The sequence below is a fragment of the Bacillus sp. RC251 genome (assembly GCF_044908765.1).
GTDB lineage: Bacteria > Bacillota > Bacilli > Bacillales > Bacillaceae_G > Bacillus_A > Bacillus_A wiedmannii.
The window spans coordinates 48,944-64,348 of the sequence record NZ_JBIYDP010000001.1 but is presented as its reverse complement, the minus strand read 5'-3'; the positions used below and the strand labels follow the sequence as shown (position 1 = coordinate 64,348).

General features: G+C 33.8%; 18 protein-coding genes and 1 pseudogene. 9 read left to right on the top strand and 10 right to left on the bottom strand.

The genetic code is table 11. The features are described from left to right. Nucleotides 1-87: 87 nt before the first annotated feature. The 3 genes from ABH961_RS00310 to ABH961_RS00300 all read right to left on the bottom strand — a co-directional run bounded on the left by ABH961_RS00310 (nt 88) and on the right by ABH961_RS00300 (nt 2,387). Nucleotides 88-741, bottom strand: a complete 654-nt coding sequence (locus tag ABH961_RS00310; protein ID WP_098075981.1) for a DUF2306 domain-containing protein — start codon at nt 739-741, stop codon at nt 88-90. A gap of 219 nt (nt 742-960) precedes the next feature. Continuing rightward, nucleotides 961-1,596 (bottom strand): hypothetical protein, encoded by a 636-nt coding sequence (locus ABH961_RS00305; RefSeq protein WP_098048719.1) that lies wholly within the window; start codon nt 1,594-1,596, stop codon nt 961-963. 140 nt (nt 1,597-1,736) lie between these two features. Beyond that, complete coding sequence (locus ABH961_RS00300; protein WP_098075979.1) at nt 1,737-2,387, bottom strand: VanZ family protein; 651 nt, start codon at nt 2,385-2,387, stop codon at nt 1,737-1,739. Nucleotides 2,388-2,648: 261 nt separating this feature from the next. Here ABH961_RS00300 and ABH961_RS00295 point away from each other — a divergent pair, with 261 nt between their 5' ends. From ABH961_RS00295 to ABH961_RS00265, 7 genes and pseudogenes are all read left to right on the top strand, one after another. Continuing rightward, entirely contained in the window at nt 2,649-3,089 is a 441-nt protein-coding gene (locus ABH961_RS00295) for a hypothetical protein (RefSeq protein ID WP_098075977.1), read from the top strand. A gap of 5 nt (nt 3,090-3,094) precedes the next feature. After that, nucleotides 3,095-3,247: pseudogene (locus ABH961_RS00290) on the top strand (DhaKLM operon coactivator DhaQ); the annotation flags it as partial. Between the two features lie 363 nt (nt 3,248-3,610). After that, nucleotides 3,611-4,111 (top strand): hypothetical protein, encoded by a 501-nt coding sequence (locus tag ABH961_RS00285; RefSeq protein ID WP_048545478.1) that lies wholly within the window; start codon nt 3,611-3,613, stop codon nt 4,109-4,111. A 3-nt stretch (nt 4,112-4,114) separates the two neighbouring features. Then, nucleotides 4,115-4,594: a hypothetical protein gene (locus ABH961_RS00280; protein ID WP_002064076.1), complete on the top strand. Its 480-nt coding sequence runs from the start codon at nt 4,115-4,117 to the stop codon at nt 4,592-4,594. 286 nt (nt 4,595-4,880) lie between these two features. Continuing rightward, nucleotides 4,881-5,192, top strand: a complete 312-nt coding sequence (locus ABH961_RS00275) for an ArsR/SmtB family transcription factor (RefSeq protein ID WP_000433539.1) — start codon at nt 4,881-4,883, stop codon at nt 5,190-5,192. 286 nt (nt 5,193-5,478) lie between these two features. Further along, the gene (locus tag ABH961_RS00270; protein WP_098075975.1) at nt 5,479-6,654 is read left to right on the top strand and encodes an MFS transporter; all 1,176 of its coding nucleotides are present in this window, start codon (nt 5,479-5,481) and stop codon (nt 6,652-6,654) included. Nucleotides 6,655-7,368: 714 nt separating this feature from the next. After that, nucleotides 7,369-7,473 carry a YjcZ family sporulation protein gene (locus ABH961_RS00265; RefSeq protein WP_000505689.1) on the top strand — a complete coding sequence of 35 codons (105 nt, stop codon included), beginning with the start codon at nt 7,369-7,371 and terminating at the stop codon, nt 7,471-7,473. Nucleotides 7,474-7,578: 105 nt separating this feature from the next. On the opposite strand, the gene ABH961_RS00260 is transcribed toward ABH961_RS00265, so the two are convergent. The 6 genes from ABH961_RS00260 to licT form a co-directional block, all read right to left on the bottom strand. Continuing rightward, nucleotides 7,579-7,950, bottom strand: a complete 372-nt coding sequence (locus tag ABH961_RS00260; RefSeq protein ID WP_098080442.1) for an ATP synthase subunit I — start codon at nt 7,948-7,950, stop codon at nt 7,579-7,581. Nucleotides 7,951-7,972: 22 nt separating this feature from the next. Further along, on the bottom strand, nt 7,973-8,557 hold the full coding sequence (gene pssA, locus ABH961_RS00255) for a CDP-diacylglycerol--serine O-phosphatidyltransferase (protein ID WP_141520088.1): 585 nt from the start codon (nt 8,555-8,557) through the stop codon (nt 7,973-7,975). Next, nucleotides 8,550-9,008, bottom strand: coding sequence for a MarR family winged helix-turn-helix transcriptional regulator (locus ABH961_RS00250; protein ID WP_098080444.1), 459 nt, complete (start codon nt 9,006-9,008; stop codon nt 8,550-8,552). Before ABH961_RS00250 ends, pssA begins: the two co-directional genes overlap by 8 nt. Nucleotides 9,009-9,168: 160 nt before the next feature. Continuing rightward, nucleotides 9,169-10,608, bottom strand: coding sequence for a 6-phospho-beta-glucosidase (locus tag ABH961_RS00245; protein ID WP_098080446.1), 1,440 nt, complete (start codon nt 10,606-10,608; stop codon nt 9,169-9,171). Between the two features lie 95 nt (nt 10,609-10,703). Next, nucleotides 10,704-12,596, bottom strand: coding sequence for a beta-glucoside-specific PTS transporter subunit IIABC (locus tag ABH961_RS00240; RefSeq protein WP_098080448.1), 1,893 nt, complete (start codon nt 12,594-12,596; stop codon nt 10,704-10,706). 146 nt (nt 12,597-12,742) lie between these two features. After that, nucleotides 12,743-13,591, bottom strand: coding sequence for a BglG family transcription antiterminator LicT (gene licT / locus ABH961_RS00235; RefSeq protein WP_098080450.1), 849 nt, complete (start codon nt 13,589-13,591; stop codon nt 12,743-12,745). A gap of 557 nt (nt 13,592-14,148) precedes the next feature. Between licT and ABH961_RS00230 the strand changes: the two genes are divergently transcribed. Continuing rightward, on the top strand, nt 14,149-14,418 hold the full coding sequence (locus tag ABH961_RS00230) for a YmzC family protein (RefSeq protein ID WP_016089072.1): 270 nt from the start codon (nt 14,149-14,151) through the stop codon (nt 14,416-14,418). A 148-nt stretch (nt 14,419-14,566) separates the two neighbouring features. Next, nucleotides 14,567-14,677 (top strand): YjcZ family sporulation protein, encoded by a 111-nt coding sequence (locus ABH961_RS00225; protein WP_000505686.1) that lies wholly within the window; start codon nt 14,567-14,569, stop codon nt 14,675-14,677. A 166-nt stretch (nt 14,678-14,843) separates the two neighbouring features. Here the strand turns inward: ABH961_RS00225 and ABH961_RS00220 are convergent, their stop codons facing one another. Beyond that, a complete protein-coding gene (locus ABH961_RS00220; protein ID WP_098080452.1) occupies nt 14,844-15,398 on the bottom strand; it encodes an HPP family protein in 555 nt (184 codons plus the stop codon). Nucleotides 15,399-15,405: the final 7 nt, after the last annotated feature.

Genomic DNA, 15,405 nt, shown 5'->3' with positions numbered 1-15,405 from the left:
TGGATTTTTGAATCCACAAACGAAATCCAGCTATTAAAAGATTCAATTACTGAAGAATTCTGCACTCAATATTACAGCAAAATCATATCAAAAATGTAAATTCTCATTTCCCTGGTACTTTCCTTTATTAAGTCTTTTTCTTATGAATAATTCTGCAACAATTAAATTAGGTACCCATGCTAACCAAGCAATAATAGCGTAACTAAGTTCAAACCGCTCTATTCCAAATAGAACGATAAACAACGGTAGCCAAATTCTTAATGTAACTGCTCCAAAGGTTAAAGAATAATTTCTAATCATCCAATTCCGATGGTCTTTAATTTTTTTATTCTTAACTCTATGTAACGCTTGATATGCTGATGTTAGCCAAGATACGGATAACAAACCGAAACCTAGCTTCGCTACCAATCCTCCCGTAGCATAAAAGGATAGATATAATCCAGAAACGCCTCCTAATAATATACCAACCATATAGATTCTCCCAACTATTCGATGACGGTTCATATTCCTTTCTCTAAATCTAGTGGATAATGTAAAAGGACCAATCACTAATGCTACTATACTAGTTGTAATATGTGTAAATAGCATCATATACCAAAACGCACTTAATTTAGATCCAAACATAAGCTTCACTTTTACAAGCCCTGTTTGAAATCCATCCATAATAAAATATTGGACAACAATATAACTAGCTACTAAAAAAGAAAAACAAGTAACTACAAACCAAATTTTCCTGTTCAAATTTTACTACCTCCTTATTACATTAAGGAATTAGATTATTCATTACTGTTCATTCTAGGGAAAATTTGAAAAGCCTTCTTTACTGATCTATTCGACACATTGTTTTTATAAACCGAATGACTTACATGCAACGACGAATAAAATATATGATATAAGAGCCTTCTTCATACATAAAAACCCTCAAGTATATCGTTCTATACTTGAGGGTTTACTCATCTCTCATTTTCTTACATCAATATTCAGCTCATCTGTAATCTGCTCAAGATGAAAAAATCTTTTTATATAATGGATATCAGACCATTTCTCTTCCCCACCAATAATAAATAATTCTTGCGCATCATACATAAATGAAAAGCTTGGATAGAAACTGTCAGCCTTTATTTCAATCTCACCAGTACGATTACTGATAACCTTACAGTCTGCTGAATAGCTTAATAACGTATAGAGAGAATCTTGTGCTGATTGGAAGAAATACTTCATAAGTGTGGTTATATCATCACTATTAGTAATGAACACGTTAAAAAAGTTCGTATCCCTTTTCTTATTAGTAAAAACTAGCTCAAAATGGAGTTTATTCTCTTCTAAAAAACCTTCAATAAAGTTTCTACATAAATACGTTTCAAATAACATATACATAGGAAATTTTTTATTTGCACCTATCAATCCTTTAATGATTTCTTCGAATCCTGTATGCTGATTCCAATTTGTTCCCACCCCTATCATAATAGGACGATTTAAATAGATAGGATACGGTGATAATCCTTCATCTTTTAACATATACACTCTTTTTCCATCTGTATGAAGAGCTGGTTGATACTCTTTTAGTACGTATTGGGATAATTGAACATGTAACACATTTACACCTGCCTATCATGTCATACATAAACTATATCTATTAAATTAGAAAAAAGGATGAACCATTCACATTTTACCGTGTTTAAGCGAGGAGAACTAGAATCATTTTATAAACGAAATCGCACAAGGGCATAATCACCTCACTGAAGGATGACAGGTCTTCCAAATAAAGCTGGATAATAAATGAACATCGCACCTACAAATGAACAAACTAAACAAAAAACAGCTTCGTATTTTATGACTAAAGAAGAGTTCGTATCAAGCTTTTTTCCCTCTCTTTTTAATATCATTTTAAATAATGCTGTATATAATATTTTATATAATACATACCCAACAATCGCCCCGAGGGTATTCGTAAATACATCATCAATATCTGTAATTCTATTATTTAGTAATTGATTTAACTCAATTGCCAATGAAAAAAAGAATCCCGCACATACGGTGTTTTTCATTTTTCTAAACTGCGGCCAAATAGTCGGTAGTAAAAAACCGAACGGCATAAACAGTACAATGTTTAAAAGATACGTCGTACTACCTGCCGTATCAAATAGAGTCAAATTAATTTGATTTACACGAATCCACGTTTCATATCTACTTATATCCCATACAGTCGCGATTTGCGTCACCTTATACACGAGCGAAAGGTAGAACAGAAAAACATATACCCATAGAAAATGCCGAACAGATATAGCTCTTTTCACTTTAAAATAAAATCCAATTTGAAACACAACACAAAACATAATAGTAAAAAAATAAGTATACAAATAACTCATCAAAACTCCTGTATCCATGTAGAATCCCCTAACTTTACAATTTCATCTATGACTTTGTTGTTTATAGGATAGGAAAAACTTTTAAAATAAAAAGTGGGGTAAACATAAAATTTTTCTTAAATCTTCACATGCAACCTTGTAGTATTTTCATCCATACAGTATATATAAGTTAAAGTCTGACTCAACCAGATATACTTATTCTGACAAGAGGAAAACAGGAAGCATGAATGAAAGGGTACTTGATAAAATAAGAATTCATGATGCGTGGGTGAATACATAATGTTAAAAAAGCTAGAAAATCTAATCACTTCGGCCGCTTTCGAAGAAGCTGAAAAGTTATTTAAAAACAATAGCTTTAAGGACTTCTCAGAAGAAATGCTATATGTTACTTATGAAAACAGCAGTATTACCAATTATAGTTTTATACATTATTTATTAACGAAAAAAGAATCAAGTGAGTTACATGATCTTGCATTTGATTTATTAGTAAATCCTTTATGCCATATTGAAGGAGCATATCATTCTGCTTTGTATCATGCTAAAAGATCCGTGGATTTAACAAAGGAAGAAAATGTGGATAGTTTATTGCAATTACTGTTTCTTCATTCCGTACCAGATAAATTGATTTCTGATCAAAAGGCAATTGCAATTTGTAATACAATTTTAGAGCTGGATGCTTTTAATATAATCGCTACAGAAACTATTAAGGAATTATATTAATTAAGGGCGTCGGCATCCACAATGAAAAAAGGGTACCGTAACGAAGTACTGTCCTCTCTGAAATATTAACGATCGAACTAATGAACAAACTTAAAAGTATTTACCACTGGAGAAAAGGTGATAACTTTGCCATCCTTATTAATCGACTCGGCGTAACTACCACCATAATCTCTCCTTTGAGTCGGAGTGGAAATGCAAGGTCACACATGTATTTTAACGGATTCAGTTTACTTTATATTTTTAAGCATTAATTGAGCAGGCCCTTTAAGAAAAAAAGAGCAGAAACCCTAAGTCCCCTTCCTCCTACTTGATAACCACATTTTATGTATTAAGCTGCTATCCAATATTATTGTAGTTCAAATTATTTTTCTGAAAATTCATAACCGTACACTTCATTAAGTTTACATTTATTTACAAGGTAATCTTGTCAAAAAAAAAACATAAAAAACTATACTTGTAATAAATACCTATTAAACTTAACATTTGGTTGTACAGTAAAAAATTACAAGGGGATGAATTAATTGAAAAGATTTATTAAACCACTTCTAATCGCTTCAGCATTTGCTTTAGGGATTACAACAATTGCACCTGAGAAGGGGTTTGCAGAAGTATCTAATTATGAAAATAAAATTGAAAGCACTTACGAATTAGAGTACAATAACGATGTTTCATTTGAAAATAATTTTGAAGTGAAGGATTACAGTGAGTTAGAGCAATCTAATCTACAAGGTACTGAAGGTCTTCCTGAACATGGCGTACAGTATGCACTACCTTTAATTCCAGTTGCTATTGCTGCGATTATGCGCCTTGTTCCAGTGGCATTAAAAGCTGGATCTAGACATATTAATATGTCTAAGTTTACTCAAAGGGTATCAGGTCAACTATTTAAAGATCCTAAATCAGGATGGTCTATTTCTAAAGAAAGGTCTGGTAACCCTCATGGAGGAAGTGCATGGAAGTTGATAAGTCCAAAAGGAAAAAAGGAAGCTACTTTAGATAGTAAAGGAAAGGTTCTTAGATAAAAAATGTGTGAAATCAAAGATTTGTTTCAAAAGTTAATTGAAGAATATTATGAGAAAGAAGATACCGATTTTTACGTTGTAGATACTTTTCCAAAAATAGTAAAGAGTGAAAAGTATTTTGATTTTGAAGAGAATATATTGCTACAGAATAAATATAACATTTTAAACAAAAGTGTTTTAGCTTTAAGTAAGTTATATTTATATGATGAGAATATTTACATTTTGGATAATGTAGAATCCCTAAATTATAGCAAATACACAAAATCTATAACTGAATTTAATGATGATGTGTTGAAATTTTTACCGTGTACAGAAGTAGATAAGCTCATATTAGTATTTTCTGATTTAAAAATAGGCGTAATAATTGGTGATGGTTGTTTTGCCTATGTAAGTTTTGAATCGAAAGATTTAAAACTAGTTGAGCAACTTTGTATATCTGAAGGCTTATTTGTAGCACACACTAAAGACCCTGACAGAAATTAAAAAAGGAATGCTGGTATTAATATCAGCATTCTTTTTTAATTTGAATATTTTATGTATATTCGAAAATATTAGATGAATTTAAATTCCTGCGAATGGCAGCCAATTTAATATTATTGTCCTGCTACTTCTTGCCGTTGACAAACATACTATATAACAGCAAACGAAGAAAAAACAAGCCCTATTACTAGAGCATCTCATTCAGATTTAAAAGAATCTACATATACCTTCTCCCCTTAAAATCACTAAAACCCATTTACAAATCTATAAAAGTAGATATAATATCCTTATGGAACCTTTATTAATTTATAAAGCATTGTCAAATGAAACAAGATGTCAAATTTTATCATGGTTAAAAAATCCAGAAAACCATTTCGACGAAAAACCTTATCTAGAACAAGACCTTAACTTTCAAGTTGGCGTATGTGTAGGAGATATCCAGCTTAAAACTGGCTTAGCTCAATCGGTTATTTCTAGTTATTTATTAACTATGAAAAAAGCAGGCTTACTAGAGTCTGACCGAATTGGAAAATGGACCTACTATCGTCGAAATGAAAAAACAATACGAGAGTTTTCTGAATACGTCCAAAACGAATTATAAAATGAAAGCTAATAATCAATCAGCATACTAATTGATTATTAGCTTTCACACATTCTGCTTTTTTACAGGTATTCAATTACTTTTTATAAATTGCACTGCCTATAAAAGCAAGAAACATCGAAAGGAGAATTTTTTTTAATATATCATATCTAGTTATTTAGATATCTGTTATTGTATTTAAGATTACATACTCCTGATAATATTGGCATCCAATCATGCTTATAATAATGCTTCTTTGTTAATGAATTTACTTTCAAAATACTGATACGAATGGAGAGTTTTATAAATGAAAAAAGTAAATCCTTTACTTATTCTGACACTCGCAATAGGTGTGTTCGGAATTATTACTACCGAGATGGGTATTGTCGGCGTATTACCACAAATCACTGAAAAATTCGGAATTTCAACTACACAAGCTGGATTTTTAGTAAGTATATTTGCACTAGTTGTTGCTATTTCTGGTCCATTTTTAATTCTGCTCGTCTCTAGTATGAATCGCAAAATAATTTTATTAACAGCAATTTTTATATTTGTTATTTCAAATTTAATCTACGCTTATACAACACAATTTGAAATCATGCTTGTTTTTCGTATTTTACCGGCAGCGCTTCATCCACTCTTCTTTTCAATCGCTCTTGTAACAGCTGCTAAACTTGTCCCTCCAGAAAAGAGCGGTCAAGCAGTTACAAAAGTTTTCATGGGAATTACTGTTGGTTTTGCTTTAGGTGTACCACTAACCTCTTACCTTGCAGACCAATTTTCACTCGAAATCGCTTTCTTATTCGGAGCATTCGTTAACACTGTTGCATTCATTGGAATACTACTCCTACTTCCTTCTATGCCTGTTAAAGAAAAAATGTCTTTCGGCAAACAAATTCGTATACTCGGCAAACCAGGATTATGGTTAAATATTTTAACCGTCACATTCCTTTTTGCAGCCATGTTTTCCGTATACAGCTACTTCGCTGAGTACCTTGCAAAAGTAACTTCCATGAATGGATCTCTCATCAGTATCATGCTATTCATATTTGGTATAGTTATGATTTTAGGTAATCATTTATTTGGAGGTCTCCTGCAAAAAAGCATAATAAACACTGTAATATCATTCCCTATTCTATATTCTATTGTTTACATATTGGTTTATTATTTAGGTTCCTACCTTGTTCCAATGATTTTTATAGTATTCATTTGGGGAATCGTACATGCTGGTGGATTAATTGTTGGTCAAACATGGTTAATAAGTGAAGCTAAAGAAGCACCTGAATTTGGTAACAGTCTATTCGTTTCGTTCTCAAATCTCGGAATTACTTTAGGAACCACTTTTGGAGGCTGGTTCATTTCAAACTTAGGTATTCATCAGCTTATTTGGAGCGGATTTATATTCACACTACTCTCATTTCTATTAATTATAATAAAACTAAAATTTTTCAATTCTAATAGCCAGGCTTCATTATCAAGCTAGTACATTTTCAGTTCCAAATTCGATAAAAAACATTATAAATTCTTCTTATAAGATTTTATTAACTAAAAAGTATAATGCTCAAAGCCTTTAGCCATAATTACGACTAAAGGCTTTTTTGTATATAAAGTGAAACTTTAATCAGCCCTCACCAATCGGACTTTTATGAGCAGTTGATCCCCCACCTAACTTCTTTGCTTTCGCTGAATTTTGAGGTGGGGGTCTTACTGCCCATTAAAGCGGGATAAAAATAATTCTAAAAGGAGCTAATTTTATGGAACATAATCAAAATGGAGTACTTGCTTTAATTGTTTTGTTTTTAGGATTAGTGTTTTTTGTTAGTGGAATGGTTTATCATTTATGGGGTTCTTTTTAATGGTATGATTGTAATCACTCATAAAAACCCTCAAGTATATCGTTCCCTTATTAATTTCAACGTTTAGACAGATACATAATTCCAAAACTAAACCGTTTATTGCAATTATCGATATGGAACATTTCCAAAAACAACTTAACATGGTAAAATAATATTCGGACGGGAGTCCAATATTATTAAAATTAAGATGGTTCAAGTCGGAGAAAGGCACCTTAGGGTGTCTTTTCTTTATTTTCAAAAGGACCTGCTCAATTATTGTGTAAAAAACATAAAGTAAGTTGAATCCATTAAAATACATGAGTGACCCCTTGTTTTCCCCTCTTATTAAAGGAGGAACTATTATGGGATTTGGTGGTAGTTGTAGTAGTGGTTGTGGCGGCGGCTTTGCTTTACTAGTTGTATTGTTTATTTTATTGATCATTGTTGGAGCTTCTTGCTTCTGCTAAAAAACTATCGGAAAAGACACTCTTATATGGGTGTCTTTTCTTTGTAATAAAAAGCTCTCTATAAAGGAAAGTTTTCACATCCAAATTAGTGATTTACACAGCACTTTATTCCTTCGCATCCCTCATATTGTAATACCCTAAATTAATAATAATTAAGAAATACCCACCCATAATTCCAGCTGTAAATGTCCACATGTACTCACGGTGTTCAATTTCATACATAATAATCGCACCGAGTATGGCGGCTGCAAATCGATTCATCATGCCGAGCATTGGTGCTTTTTCTTTTTTTACGATGCTATTTCCGAACTTTTCGATACGCCTTCCTAAAATCCAGGCGCAGTACATACTCACTAAAAGGCCAATGCTTATCCCTACAAACTGGGCTGAAAAAGGTGTCATCAACCATCCCAATAACATCACGCCTAGCAAACAATATATTTGTATGTTGAATGATCTTAATGCCATACGAATCATGTTATGCTCCTTATCTTTCCTATTAATCCCATCTTTCGGACTTCAAGCTTTCCGATATATCTTTTTTAAAATGGGGGAATTTGATTTTGCTCACCATTAAATAAGCGAGTACGCATGTGCCAAATGCCACGGAAACTGGGTTATTTAGGAGGCATAAAATGAGGAGGCACATTGCCGCAAATGGAATGGGCATTCCGATAAATGTTGGGAGTTTGCTTTGTACTGTATTAAATCTCGCAAGCCGCAGCATTCCGCAAATACTATACGCGAGTGCACATATCATCCCGATAGACTGCAAATCTTTTAAAGCGACACTATAGGCAAGAATAGATGGTGCCACACCGAAGGTCACTAAATCTGCAAATGAGTCTAGCTCTCCGCCTATTTCCGAAACAGCATCAAGTTTTCGAGCGACCATGCCATCAAACAGGTCAAAGACCATACCTGTAATAATGAACATAACTGCACCATACATATCGTGAACGAAAACAGCGTGAATAGCCAAAAGCCCACACACAAAATTTGCTATCGTAATCATATTTGGTATGTAACTCATCACACGCTTCTCCTCCTTTCTACTAATTGCTTCAACTTGCTTCTTACTCATTAGACTCAAGTTCCTTCTGTTTTTCTTCCAATATCACTTTATTTATTTTCGTTAACGTATCAGTCATTTGCTGCAAAGCTCCGATATCAATTTTCGAGAAATATTTCTCAATCAATACATCATCTAACTCGGACAATCTTTCGATATATTTACTACCATTTGGACCGATCGTAAGGAAATACTCCCTTTTATTATTCGGATTAACTTGTTTTGAAATCATCTGTTGCTTTTCCAATTTCGATAAAACTTGGCTCACCGCACTTTTCGTTATATTAAAAGTACTCGCAATGTTATTCGCTGTCGTATTTTCATTTAAATTAATATGAAATAACATGCTCTCTTGCTTCCCAGTAAGACCGAACTCATCCTTTAAATCTTGAAATAGTAAAATGTAGAGTTCCGTGTAGGCTCGATTCATTTCATTAATTACTTCTTTATATGATCTAGTCATAGTGTTCTTCCTCCAATTATGCTGCTCTTTCATCTTATCTAATAGTTTAGTTCACTTAACTAAACTATATTACACCTTTATGTTTGTGTAAAGGGAAATGTCGCTTTATCATTCACAATGAAAAAAAGAAGACATCAATTAAGATGCCTCCTTTTCATACTTAAGACTCCAAACTCTCACCATTCGTCTTAATTACTTCCTTATACCAATCGAAGCTTTTCTTCTTCGATCTTTTTAATGAACCTTTTCCTTCATTATCTTTATCAACGTATATATATCCGTAACGTTTTTTCATTTCTCCAGTAGAAGCACTTACAAGATCAATCGGGCCCCAGCTTGTATAACCGATAATATCTACTCCATCTTGGATTGCTTCGGACATTTCAATCATATGTTTTTGCAAGTAATCAATACGGTATTCATCATTCACTTCGTCTTCACCATTTAATTGATCGATTGCGCCGAGACCATTTTCAACGACAAATAAAGGTTTTTGGTAACGATCGTACAGTTGGTTCGCTGTAATACGGAAGCCTTTCGGATCAATTGTCCATCCCCACTCTGATTTTTCAAGATATGGATTTTCAACAGAACCGAATACATTCCCGCTCGTTATACTTTTTAACACTTCTGGATCTGTACTTGTTGCTCGGCTTGAATAGTAGCTAAAGCCAATATAATCAACTGTATGCTCTTTTAAAATTTCCTCGTCTTCTTTTTCCATTTCAATTGTTACATTGTTATCTTTAAAGAATCGTCTTGCGTATCCAGGATATGCTCCTCTTGCTTGTACATCAATGAAGAAGAATGATTCACGGTCTTGTTCCATCGCACGAAGTACGTCGTCGGGATTACATGTGTACGGATACGTTGCACCTGCCGCAAGCATACAACCGATTTTTGCATCTGGAATGATTTCATGACACGCTTTTACAGCTAACGCACTTGCGACAAGTTGGTGATGCGCTGCTTGATATTGAATTTGTTTTTTATTATCACCTTCTTTAAATGCTAGACCTGCTCCCATGAAAGGTAAATGTAAAAGCATATTAATTTCATTAAACGTCATCCAATATTTCACTTTATCTTTATATCTATTAAAAATAGTTTTTGCGTACGTCTCGAAGAAGTTTACAAGCTTTCTACTTCTCCAGCTTCCATACTTTTCTACTAAATGAACAGGCACATCGAAGTGAGCCATCGTAACGACTGGTTCAATACCGTGCTTTAACAGTTCATCAAACAAATTATCATAAAACTGTAATCCTGCTTCATTTGGCTTTTCATCTTCACCACTTGGGAAAATACGCGTCCACGCAATCGATACACGTAACGCTTTAAATCCCATTTCTGCAAAAAGAGCGATATCTTCTTTATATCGATGATAAAAATCAATCGCTTCGTGTGACGGGTAAAACTCTCCTTCTACGGGCGTAAAGGAATGAATATTTCCTTTCATAATATCCCAACGATTTTCACCAGTTGGTAATAGATCAACCGTCGTTAATCCTTTTCCATCTTCTACATATGCGCCTTCAACTTGATTGGCTGCAGTTGCTCCACCCCATAAAAATCCTTTTGGAAAATTAACTTTAGACATATAGAAAAACTCCTTTATATAAGAATGAACGAGGAAAGATATTGTAAGTTTTAAAGAATACCTTTCTTCGTTTGAACCTGTATGAAATGTAACTACTATTTAACTCCTAACTTTAGTAAGGAATCTCCTGCTTGAATCTTTTCTATTTCGGTTTTTTTGATGCTATATTTATCATAATTTGTAACAACAACTGGTGTTGTCACAATATAACCCGCCTTTTGAATTTCAGCTATATTAAACTCAATAAGTAATTGCCCTTTTTCTACTCTCGCTCCTTGTTCAATATGAGAAGAGAAAAATTCACCATTTAATTTCACAGTATCCATCCCAATATGGATTAAAATTTCAGCACCTGAATCCGCCGTAATTCCTACTGCATGATTCGTCGGGAAAAGCGCAGCAATCGTACCTGAAACTGGTGAAAACAACTTTCCTTCTGAAGGCTCAATCGCAACTCCTTCACCTAGCGCACCTGATGCAAATGCAGCATCTTCAATATTTTGAAGCGGCATAACGGCGCCATGGAAAGGACTAAAGATTACTTCATCATCGTTTGATGCAGCAATTTTATTACTTGTTTCCTCTGTTTCTGTAGATGTTTTCTTTTTCGTAAAACCAAATAAGTAAGTTAGAATAAAACCTACTACTAAAGAAACAATCATTGAAACAATTGCGCCCCAAAATCCAGCTGTAATCCCATCTTTCGGACTAATGAATGTAGGAAGCGTAAATATACCAAGTCCACCTGTCATATAAGCTTGTGTACCAAATACGCCAAGTATTGCGCCGCCAATTCCTCCAGCAATACAGCTCATAATAAACGGCTTTTTTAGCGGAAGTGTAATACCATAAATTGCTGGCTCTGTAACACCGAAAATACCTGAAATAAAAGCTGGAATGCTAAGTGTTTTTAATTTCTTGTCTTTCGTTTTAATCCAAACGCCAAGCACAGCACCAATTTGAGCAAATGAGGCAGCAAATATAAGTGCTAATATCGGATCAACACCGTTTACTGCTAAATTGTTATAGCCAATCGGAACAACGCCCCAATGAAGGCCAAATATGACAAGTACTTGCCAGAAAGCACCGAGTAAAGCACCCGCTACTAATGGGCTTGCATGATAAACCCAAAGCGTCGCCTGTCCTAAAAACTGCCCTGCCCACGTCGCAATTGGACCAATAACGAGAAATGTAACTGGTACAACGATTAATAATGTGAAGAATGGTAATAAAAATGTTTTCACAACATCTGGAATAACTTTCTTTAAAGAATGTTCTACTTTCGCTCCAAAATAAGCAGCGAGAATAATTGGAATAACAGATGATGCATAGTTCATTAAAATAACTGGTATTCCTAAAAACGTAATATGAATTGGTGATTCAAATATCGTTCCTGCAAATAACGTATATAATGGCTCACTTGCTTTTAAACCGGATAAAGCCGGATAGACTAACGCTCCCCCAATTGCCATACCGATGAATGGTGATCCCCCGAATTTCTTACTTGCTGTATATCCAAGGAAGATCGGGAAGAAATAAAATAACGAATCGCCAACTGCATTTAATATTTGATACGTTCCTGACTGTGTACTTAACCAGCCTAACGCTACAAATAATGCATTAAATCCTTTAATCATCCCAGTTGCAGCTAACACTCCTAAAATAGGAGTGAAAATGCTAGAAAGAATATCTATAAGACTACTCTTTTTCTTCTCACTCGTATTTTCTTCCTCAGCTTCTTGAAACCCTCCAGCAGCAATAACCGCTTTGTATACGTCGGATACATGGTTACCAATTACAACTTGATATTGTCCGCCGCTTTTCATAACAGTCACAACATCTTCCATGTTTTTCAGTACTTCTGTATTTGCTTTCCCCTCATCTTTTAACTGAAATCGTAAACGAGTTATACAATGTACAACGCTATGTATATTTTCTCTCCCGCCAACATGTTTCAGTATGTCTTTTGCTAATTTTTCATACTTCATAGTAACTTTCCCTCCCTACAATCATCCCATTTGTTATTTTTATAAAAGAAAAAACCTAAACTAACCGTAACGGCGTGATACATACGAATCACTCCATTACAAGTCAATTTAGGTTTTGCCTGCCAAACAGTAACAATCCCGTTTATTCAATTACATAATTCATTGCGTTTCGTTACACGATGAATGTGCAACGTTACATACACTTTTTCATCTTTTGAAAGATGACTATTATGTGCTTTTCGTAAATACGCTTCAATTTTTTCTGTACAACAATATGCCTCTTCATACTTACTTTTCACTTGCTCGTATAAAAAATCATCATCGGCCGAGTTCAATTCCTTCTGCATTAAACGCTGCGCAAAATATCGTAAATGCGTTACAAAACGACTATAATTAAATGAATTCTCATCTAAGTTCATCTTATAGTGGTACTTTACAACATTTAAAATATCTTGGACGATTTTCGTCATCGCTACCGTTTGTTGCATCGCCGGCTCTCCTTGCTGCGCATTAACGAAATGTAGTGCAATTGACCCTGCTTCATCTTCAGAAAGTCTAAGCCCAGTCTCTTCTTCAATTATGTTCAAAGCTTGTAGACCAATTTCAAACTCTTTCTGATAGAACCTCTTAATCTCCCAAAGCAAAGTATTTTTAAGATCCATTCCTTCTTTATGCCGAGTTAAGGCGAAACTTAAGTGATCCGTTAATGTAAGATAAATATAATCACTTAAAGTCCCCGGCAAAGCGTTCTTAGCAAACTGAATAATTCTCTCTGTAATCTCTAAATTTTCTACAGGAATTTCAGTTAGCAACCTAGCAAGTTTCTCTGATAATTCTCTTGTTTCTAGCACAAAGGTCTTTTCTACCTTAGATTCATCAATGGCATCGCCGACTTTTTTCTGAAATCCCAAACCTCTGCCCATAAGTACAACTTCTGTCTCGTTATCCTTCATCGTACAAACAACATTGTTATTTAAGATTTTATGGATTCTCATATTGTTCCGCCTTCTTCTTCTTAAAGTCACAAAAGGTAATAAAAAAACCTAAACTGATTCCAAAAGCCACACTACACCCGTAGCCTCTAGATCAATTTAGGTTTTGCCTGCCGAACAGTAACAATCCTTTTACTTATTAACTTACCTTTATTATACACAAAGAGTAAGCGGTTGCAATGATAAATTATTGAATATTTTTTTACAAAGAAAATACTAACAATCAATCAGCTGTTGCTTACATTCATTACAAGACTAGTTATGTACATCATTATATTTTACAATTACCGTATATAACTTACATATTTCACCATGTTTATCATCCTGAATAATCAAACATAATCATTAATAAAATTCCATATAGACCCAGTAATGGTTAAAATGTTATAATGAAACTACCCTACATAGTTACTCATATTCAAACTGAGGAACTAGCGTCTTATTAAGCAATGCGCATAACTCAAATAAAAAAGACACTTTACAGTGTCTTTTTTATTTATTTTCATAAGAATTATCTCTTTTATAAACAAAATCTATTAAACAACAAAGGAGAATATCGAATGGAGAATACTGTATCGAGAGAACTACGTAACATACGTATATGCCTTATTATCTTGATCATTGTCATTGCGTTTTGGGATCGTGAGAAAACTGTGGAAATCACTGATCACGGTAGTGATCCTATCGTAAACACGAGCAATATGACCCAAGTTGGCGATAATACATTTGCCTATAAAGACGAATCTAATCAAATTAAAATATTTAAATTTAACCCAGATACAAATGAAATAAAACTAATAAAAGAATTTTATACTAACGAATATGAATGAAATACATGGGACAAAAGGCACCTCAAGGTGTCTTTTTTATTTTCAAAAGGACCTGCTCATATTCATACGTCAAACATAAAGTAAATAGAATCCGTTAAAAAACATGAGTGACCCTTTGTTTTCCCCTCTTATTAAAGGAGGAACTATTATGGGATTTGGTGGTAGTTGCGGCGGAAGCTGCGGTTTTTCTGGAGGATTTGCACTATTAGTTGTATTATTTATTTTATTAATCATCGTTGGAGCTTCTTGCTTCTGCTAAACAAACTATCGGAAAGACACTCTTATATGGGTGTCTTTTCTTTGTAAACTAAAAAGCATGAGAATAAAAGCCTTTGGTCGTAATTACGACTAAAGGCTTTTTCTATATAAAAAATGAAACATAGTAAAAATAATATAATTACTTATATTGTTTTTCACTTTACAAACTATATCCAAAAAGTTGGATAGCTCCTTTTACTACTCATATTATTAATAAATAAAGCAATAACTACAATAACAAGGGAACCAACTAAAACCGGTGTTACTAAATAACTCCAACCGTATGCTCCTAAAATAACGACAATGGGATCAGCCCCTGCCGGAGGATGCGTTGTTCTTGTTAACATCATAATAGCAATCGACATACCAACTGCTAAAGCAATTGTCCAATATTCATTTCCAAACAAATGATATATTGATAGACCAATGAAAGTTGAAATCAAATGTCCTCCAATAATATTACGCGGCTGAGATAGCGGTGCATTCCAAACTCCAAACGCTAATACACAACTCGCTCCAAATGGAGCCATTAGTAATTCTGTAGAAGTTATACTCGTTAAATATGTTAAGGTGAGAATCGTTAAAAATCCCCCCAATAATCCCGTTAAAGAGTCCTTTATATTTACTTGTAATGGACTTCTTCCTTTCCCTTTCATTTTTGCAAAATATCGTACACTTATTGTTTGATCCTCTTTCTGCTTAGCTGCTGTTATATTACTCATCATTCTC

Bases quoted from the DNA above. Each gene is read 5' to 3' on its own strand.
- ABH961_RS00300 (WP_098075979.1), bottom strand. From the start codon at position 2,387: ATGGATACAGGAGTTTTGATGAGTTATTTGTATACTTATTTTTTTACT.
- ABH961_RS00295 (WP_098075977.1), top strand. From the start codon at position 2,649: ATGTTAAAAAAGCTAGAAAATCTAATCACTTCGGCCGCTTTCGAAGAA.
- ABH961_RS00280 (WP_002064076.1), top strand. From the start codon at position 4,115: ATGTGTGAAATCAAAGATTTGTTTCAAAAGTTAATTGAAGAATATTAT.
- ABH961_RS00275 (WP_000433539.1), top strand. From the start codon at position 4,881: ATGGAACCTTTATTAATTTATAAAGCATTGTCAAATGAAACAAGATGT.
- ABH961_RS00270 (WP_098075975.1), top strand. From the start codon at position 5,479: ATGAAAAAAGTAAATCCTTTACTTATTCTGACACTCGCAATAGGTGTG.
- ABH961_RS00265 (WP_000505689.1), top strand. From the start codon at position 7,369: ATGGGATTTGGTGGTAGTTGTAGTAGTGGTTGTGGCGGCGGCTTTGCT.
- ABH961_RS00260 (WP_098080442.1), bottom strand. From the start codon at position 7,950: ATGATTCGTATGGCATTAAGATCATTCAACATACAAATATATTGTTTG.
- pssA (WP_141520088.1), bottom strand. From the start codon at position 8,557: ATGAGTAAGAAGCAAGTTGAAGCAATTAGTAGAAAGGAGGAGAAGCGT.
- ABH961_RS00250 (WP_098080444.1), bottom strand. From the start codon at position 9,008: ATGACTAGATCATATAAAGAAGTAATTAATGAAATGAATCGAGCCTAC.
- ABH961_RS00245 (WP_098080446.1), bottom strand. From the start codon at position 10,608: ATGTCTAAAGTTAATTTTCCAAAAGGATTTTTATGGGGTGGAGCAACT.
- ABH961_RS00240 (WP_098080448.1), bottom strand. From the start codon at position 12,596: ATGAAGTATGAAAAATTAGCAAAAGACATACTGAAACATGTTGGCGGG.
- licT (WP_098080450.1), bottom strand. From the start codon at position 13,591: ATGAGAATCCATAAAATCTTAAATAACAATGTTGTTTGTACGATGAAG.
- ABH961_RS00230 (WP_016089072.1), top strand. From the start codon at position 14,149: ATGGAGAATACTGTATCGAGAGAACTACGTAACATACGTATATGCCTT.
- ABH961_RS00225 (WP_000505686.1), top strand. From the start codon at position 14,567: ATGGGATTTGGTGGTAGTTGCGGCGGAAGCTGCGGTTTTTCTGGAGGA.
- ABH961_RS00220 (WP_098080452.1), bottom strand. From the start codon at position 15,398: ATGAGTAATATAACAGCAGCTAAGCAGAAAGAGGATCAAACAATAAGT.